Genomic DNA, 5691 nt, shown 5'->3' with positions numbered 1-5691 from the left:
TTTTGTAATCTTCTTTTGTTAAAAGGCCACTGACCATGTTTTCATATAGGGTGGATTTGATACCGCTGGTTTTTACGATCTGGCGTTCGCTGTCCTCAATTTGATTCTGAATCTGTTTTGCCAGCAGTTCTGCGGTCTTCCTGCTGTTGCTGGCAGCAAGTACGGATTCAAGGGACACTATGCCGCAAATATGCGCTTTCACGCTTTCCAGAATACATTCGCTCAGATCATCTTCTTTTACCATAACGGCATCGGTACAACCGTGTTTTTTACCTGTCGGGCAATAATAGTAGTGATACTCGCGCTCTTTGTAGCGGTTGGTCTTTCGGGTCATCCTGCCACCGCAGCATCCGCAGATGAGGACGCCGGAAAAGAGGTAAACCCTGTCGCTGCCAGGTGTGGAACGGGTATCCAGCTTCATGATCCGCTGGGCAAGGTCAAAATCCTGTGCGCTCACAATAGCATCATGAGCCCCCACGGTACGTTTCCACTCAGAACATGGCTTTTCAACCACGTCTTTGATCTTGTAGTTTACCGTCCCGCTACGATCCTGAATCAGCGTCCCTGTATAGGTTTCGTCATTCAATATACGGAAGATCGCCGTGGCTGACCATTTCGCATCGGGCTTGTCTGCAAACCCACCAGTTGGATGCGGCAACCCCCGGTCGCGCTTGTAAGCCATAGGCGACAGCACGCACAGCTTATTCAGCGCATCTGATATTTTTAGTGCACTCATGCCATTTATCTTCATGCGGAAAATGTCCCGCACGATGGATGCCGGATACTCGTCAATTTCGAGTCGGTTCTTATCATCAGAGGAACGTTTGTAACCATATATGGGACAGGCGCCTACATAGTCTCCGTTTTCCCGCTTGACGTTCAACGCTGAGCGGGTTTTGATGGAGATATCTCGACTGTAAGCGTCGTTGATAATAGATTTCACGCCTACAACGAGGTCACTAGCGTCATCCCTGAGTGTGTCAATGTTGTCGTTTATGGCAATGAACCGCACCCCATACGCTGGGAAAATACGGCGCAGGTACCGCCCGGTTTCGATATATTCTCGACCGAAGCGCGAGAGGTCTTTCACCACAACGCAGTTGATTTCCCCAGCCTCTATTTGCGCCATCATCTCCTTGAATGCCTTGCGGTCAAAGATAATGCCGGATACGCCGTCATCCACCTTTTCCGTTACCACATCCATATCTGTCTGAGTTGCGATAAAACGATCCAGCAGCTTGCGCTGATTCTCCACACTGTTGCTCTCGCCGTCTTTGTCATCGGCATAAGATAGGCGAATATACTTGGCTGCCTTGTATTTTAGTTCTGACATAACAAATCACTCCTTTTTTCACGGATTTCGCCGCGAATCAGAAGTGATTGAAGATAGCCATATTTTGCTCTTTTCCCACTCCCATGTTAGCGTGCTTGCGCGGCGGTTACAAGTCATTTCTTCTCTTTATGCGGCAATTCTTTGCAGGCAATCTTCCAGTGTGGGGCCGTCCTCAGCAAACCGAGCCGTAACGGTAAATTTGCCGCAGCGGAAATGGTAAGGGTTCCGTATCTGCCGCACAAACTCGGCAATGCGTTCCTGCTTCGGCAGATTTTTGTTGACAGCCACATCGCGGATGTCGACCAGGGTATTTGTATTTTTCAGGCTGTTTTGCATAGCGTTTCCTCCTTGAAATATGAATCTGGTTTTGTTTCCTGCATGAACCGCTCGATCTCCAGAATATTTGATGTTATCCGGCAGGGTGGTAGGGCGGTCGATACCTGACGATGATAGGCCCCGCTTCCGTTCGCCCGGCAATCAAGGATGGCGCACACGCCGGTGTCGAACTCGGTGCGGATCAGCCGCCCGAAACCCTGCTTTAGCTTTACTTTCATATCTGGAATTAGTGCATAGTTTTTGTAGACGTCCATGCTGCCGAACAGCGACCGCTCATAATCCCCGATGGGATCGGGCGCGGCAAAGGGCAGCTTGACGATGATAAGCATACTCAGCGCATCGCCGGGGATGTCGATACCCTCCCACAGCGCGCCGGAAGCGAATAACACGCCGCCCGCGCTTTGCTTGAACCGCTCCAACGCGGTTGTATCCCGCCGCCCCATCTGAAACAGCGGGTACGGCAAACCGCGCTCTTTAAGGGCGGCGTATACCTGGCCCATCGCGCTATACGAGGTAAACAGTACTGCGGCGTGGCCGTGGGAAGCGCGGATAAGCCGCTCCACTTCGTCCGCGACCGCCGCAATGTATCCCTTGTCCTGCTGGTTCGGGAAGGGAACGTTCTCGCTGAGGTAGAGCAAGGTATTCTGTTTGAAATCAAAGGGGGACGGCAAGCTCGTGTCGCAAACCAGGTGTTCCTGCACGCGATCAATTCCCAAGGATTGCTTGATCCGGCTGAAATCACCGCCAGGCAGACTCTGCCCGGACGCCGACAGGGTGCCGGAGGTTAGAATAAGCGGGATGCCTATATTCCACACATCCGCGTACAACCTCGCGCCCAAATCCTTTGGAATGGCGCGCAGAAACGTCTCGCCCTCTTCGCCGTCGTCCGGCTGCTCCATCCAGCAGATGAGGTTTTCATATTTCCTGAAAGCTGTAGCTCGCTCCCTAACATTTTTCAGTTTCCACAACACCTGCATCTTACGCTCACGGAATCGGGACTGCACTTGGCTGTCCTCTAGCGCGGAGAAAAGGTTGTCCGCAATTTCTGAAATGTTTTTGAGATGCCTTGAAGTATCATTGTCCATAACGGCGGGAAAGCGCTCGGACTCCTCGTAATCCTTCGCCGTGAGAATGTTCTCCCTCAATTGGCGAAACAATCGCTTAGATTGTCCCTCCAATTTCTTCGCAAGCTTGTGAATATTGATGCCGCCTGCCGATTTACCATCCGTAAATGCGTGAATAAAATCGACTACCTGTGGAATTTCAGCGTCCGAAAGCTCCAGCCCGTACATTTGCCGTGCCGCTATGAGAAATTTATGCGCCTCGTCGATAATCACAAGCTGGTGATGCGGCAGGAGCGGGCGTTTACCGTTTGCCCGGTGCAGAATATCGGCCAGGAAGTAATTGTGGTTGGTTACCTGAAAATCCACAGTGGGATTATTTGCTTCATCCAGATACCGGATATACCGGCAACAGTCATAAGAGCGGCAATCACTCATGCATCTTCCTGCAATGCATATTTGTCGCTTCATGAAAGGGGTCAGTCCCTCTGTATCCGCAAGGTCGCAGGAAGTGGACTCGGACAATAGCGGTTCGAGCGCGGTTTGTGTTCTGGCATCGGCATCGTTATAAAATGCCCGTAGGCGCTTTTCGCAAAGGTAGTGCTCCTTGCCCTTGCGAACCACGCAGGTCAGTGGTGTGCGTATGATCCCGTGCTCCACGAGAATCGCGGATAACTCCGGGATGTAATCGGTGACAATGGCCCGTTGCAGCGCAATACTGGATGTGGCGATCACCACGGGCATATACGCGCTCTCGGCGTAACTCTGGCCGGGTAGGTTACCCCGCAGCCAGAAATCGTTAATCCGCCCGCGTTTGGCCAGTACGGCCGCCGTGAGATAAGCCAGCGTCTTGCCCGTACCCACCGCCGACTCCGCCAAAGAAATGCCGCGACGGGATATGACATCGGTCATATGTTCTGCCAACCCAAGCTGGTTCTCTCGAAAAATATAGCCGTACTGTGGCAGGATGTTTGTAAAGACGTGGCAAAGAATCTCCGTCAGCTTATCTTTTGCCAAGCGTTCGCCCGGTGGCCTGTCCGCTTCATATACTCCCGCGCCGCGAAAAGGCAATACTCGGATTTTAGCGGCCAGCCGTGTGTGAGATGGTTCTTCTAGGGGAATTGCTCGGCGGCAAAGTGTTGCTGTTCTTCCGTTTGCTAAATTGACCGCGCTGTAGACATGCCCCTTTTCCGTTTGGCGTTCCAGCAGTGCGCAGCCATAAGCTGTAAAAATGTATTTGCCTCCTACAAAGTACCGTGCGGGGGTATTGGGCGGCAAATCATATGATAGTTCCTGTTTATATCGTTCAAAACTCTGATCTTGCATAATTTCCTCCGTTGCTTTCTTAGCGGCTTGATGGTACGCAGTGGGCAAAAATACCCACTGCGCAGTAGTCAAACCGCTAAAACCATAAAATGCTTGAGATGCTTTTTTTAATGATTTTGCAGTAAAAAACTTCAATTGTGATGTGGCGCTACCGGACGGCTGCGTATACAGCCCATGAAAGCTCCTTCCGGCCTTTTTCAGCCAGAACGATGCTTCCACCGCGAATTATCCCTACTACCGCGGCCCCCGTACAGTCAGGTTCGGGGAAGTATCATGATCGCATGGCGCCTTGTGTCTGCCGGTTCTTTCCCTTCAAACGAGAAAGAAGTCGGGCGCTCGCTCTCGGCTCCCATAGGGGAGCCGGAGGTCTTCGCGCGCGGCGCCGGGCGGTTATGTACCCGGTGGTGCCCGTATGACCGGCCTTCGAAATGGCACGGTGTTTGTCAAGGTGCAGTGAGGGAGATCATTTCCCCTTCACTATCCCTCCCGAAAAAACACCGGGGTGCGATATGGAATTTTCAACTTTCTAAAAGTTTTTTTATTTTTGCCAGCACATTGCGCTCACGGTGACGTATAGCAAAGTCACTCAAACCTTTCTCCTTCGCGTATTTTCTGATGGATATCCCGTCATCGTACAGCCGCCAGATGAGTTCCTGATCTTCGGTTTCCAGCAACGGCAGTACTTCATTTATCTGCTGGATCAATAGCCTTTGTACAGCCATATCCTCAGCGGATTCGGCGTGTCGCCTTATGAGATAGGACAACTGCATACCGTCCTTATCCATCTGATCCAGCGAGAGCAATTGCCCTTCTTCGCACTCAGCGCAGTATCGTTCCCTGCGATCAGCCTGAGAGTATGCCTTGTAAATCTCCTCGTTGACCTCCACATCCACGCCATCCACGGTGATAACATAAATGAAAGAGCCGTCAGTGTTCACATATTTTCGATAGTTCCTATCTTTTTGCCAATTCTGCATTTTTCTTTCCTCCAATCGTTTTTTGAAAAAATCAAAACGTCGATTGGGGAAAGGAGGGGAACGGCTACGCAGGGCGGCGTAGCAATTATCTGAATGCTTTGACACAAAAAAATTCTCCTTTCAGGTTTATCCGAAATGGAGAATTTGCGGTGTATGGAAGCAAGCCCACAGGAAGGATGACTTACAGTCCAACGGATTTCTCCATTTAGGACTGCATCCATCACTTCCCGGTGAACGGTTGCAGCTTACTTATTCAATTGTACTCACATAGCACCGGGAATCACCTTGCGCAGGCGGTTGCCATGTGGTCGGCTTTGCAGAAACCTTGTCCACTCGCCAATATCATTTTATTTGGAATACGAAATTTTTACACGGACATGAAATGTCTAGGGAAATGATCATAACGTCAAAAAGCCCCGGCAATAAGTCTCTTTAAACTCATTGCCGGGGCAGAATCTCCTGAATATATAATAAAAAAGCACCCGGACACAAAATGTCCGGGTGGTGGCAAAATAAATTTATTGTTCTTTGGTTAACGGCTCAAAACCCAGCTTCTGCAACATTTCATTACACTCAAATATTGGCCGCGAGTAGCAGGAATTAAGCAAAAATTTGTATGTTAAATGCTTTTCACCAATGCCAAGTGCACAAGTCGAGC

At 50.5% G+C, this 5691-nt stretch carries 4 protein-coding genes; all 4 read right to left on the bottom strand.

The window, feature by feature from the left end; all coding sequences use genetic code 11:
- A partial coding sequence (locus VB081_RS04515) for a recombinase family protein (protein ID WP_323399654.1) occupies positions 1-1333 on the bottom strand: 1333 nt, incomplete at its 3' end.
- Between the two features lie 126 nt (positions 1334-1459).
- On the bottom strand, positions 1460-1669 hold the full coding sequence (locus tag VB081_RS04510) for a DUF6870 family protein (protein ID WP_323399653.1): 210 nt from the start codon (positions 1667-1669) through the stop codon (positions 1460-1462).
- Positions 1654-4275: an ATP-dependent DNA helicase gene (locus tag VB081_RS04505; RefSeq protein ID WP_323399652.1), complete on the bottom strand. Its 2622-nt coding sequence runs from the start codon at positions 4273-4275 to the stop codon at positions 1654-1656. Before VB081_RS04505 ends, VB081_RS04510 begins: the two co-directional genes overlap by 16 nt.
- A gap of 299 nt (positions 4276-4574) precedes the next feature.
- On the bottom strand, positions 4575-5138 hold the full coding sequence (locus tag VB081_RS04500; RefSeq protein ID WP_323399651.1) for a hypothetical protein: 564 nt from the start codon (positions 5136-5138) through the stop codon (positions 4575-4577).
- Between the last annotated feature and the right edge of the window lie 553 nt (positions 5139-5691).

Origin of the sequence: Christensenella sp. (assembly GCF_034927525.1) — a bacterium.
Taxonomy (GTDB): domain Bacteria; phylum Bacillota; class Clostridia; order Christensenellales; family Christensenellaceae; genus Christensenella.
This window is presented reverse-complemented; position numbering and strand designations above follow the sequence as displayed.